The sequence below is a fragment of the Bradyrhizobium sp. 44 genome (assembly GCF_023073095.1).
Lineage (GTDB): Bacteria > Pseudomonadota > Alphaproteobacteria > Rhizobiales > Xanthobacteraceae > Bradyrhizobium.
In genome coordinates, this window is the sequence record NZ_JADPIY010000035.1 from 1 (window position 1) to 1,163 (window position 1,163).

The following is a 1,163-nucleotide window of genomic DNA, read 5'->3' on the forward strand; positions in this document are numbered from 1 at the left end:
GCCGAATGGCCAAGATGATCGAGAGCGTCATGGACCTGGCGCGCGGCCGCCTTGGAGGGGGTATCTCGCTCTCTAAGGCCATTACCGCCGTCGAACCCGTGCTGGACCAGGTTGTGGCCGAGTTGGTCGCGGCCCATCCGGAGCGCCGCATCGAGACCAATTTCGAAGTCGAGAGGCCGGTTTTCTGCGATCCGGCCCGCATCGCCCAGTTGTTCTCCAACCTGCTCGGCAACGCAATCAGCCACGGCGCGCCGGACCGGCCCGTGCGGGTCGAAGCTACCGCCAAAGCAGAGATGTTCGAGCTCTCGGTCGCCAATGGAGGCGCGGCTATTCCGGAGGAGGCTCGCAGGCGCCTGTTTCAGCCGTTCTACCGGGGAGAGGCGCACGGGCCCTCGCAGGGACTTGGGCTTGGCCTTTATATCGCGGCCGAAATCGCCAAAGCCCACGGTGGCTCGATCGAGTTGGATTCGTCTGAGGCAGAAACCAAGTTCATTTTGCGAATGCCCCTTGAAGGCGATGGCTCGCTCCGGCCGCATTCCGCGCCGTAAGCGAGCGCTCTTCGGCGGGCATCGTTCACAAAATGTGATCGAGGCAGGGCGGCGTATCCTAAGGCAGCAATCGGCGTGCATCGAGCATTAGGAACACGCGCGGGCATCTCGGCATCTTTCACTGGAATTGCGTTGATGCGGCCTTTCAAGCAAATGAGTGATTGTCGTGGCTGGTTCTCATTACCTCAGGATCTTTCGGCGGCGGGCGTGTGGGGCTTTCTACAGAAGCTATCAGGAGGAGAGGCGGAGAAAGGGCTTGTGCCTGCTCCGCGGCTGGCTGACTGCGCAGCAGCGTGCCCAGTTCGACGCCAAGGGCTATTTCGACGTCGTCGGGTGCGAAACCGGCATGCGCTATCGCATCTATCAGAGAACATCAGCCAACATCCGCGAGGTCGATGCATCCGGCCGATTGGGAACGGGATGGTGCTTTGTCCCGGTTGGCGAGCTCGTCGAAGGAGACGTGATGCTGGTGCAAAAGATAGCCTTGGAGACGAGCGAACTTGAGACCCTGGCCATCGCCAAGAACTTCTACGGATGGTGAGGCAGGCGATCTGAGACAGTCCGTTCGCCTGCTTACCGCGAAATCGTGGCGCACCATGTTCCGTGTTCACTTGT

Annotated in this window: 2 protein-coding genes; both read left to right on the forward strand. The window is 60.9% G+C overall.

Features of this window, described 5'->3' with window-relative positions:
- Positions 1–548 (forward strand): sensor histidine kinase KdpD (locus IVB41_RS32655; protein WP_247438641.1); only part of this gene is annotated, 548 nt, incomplete at its 5' end.
- A gap of 256 nt (positions 549–804) precedes the next feature.
- Positions 805–1,089: a hypothetical protein gene (locus IVB41_RS32660; RefSeq protein WP_247288366.1), complete on the forward strand. Its 285-nt coding sequence runs from the start codon at positions 805–807 to the stop codon at positions 1,087–1,089.
- The last annotated feature ends 74 nt before the right edge of the window (positions 1,090–1,163 follow it).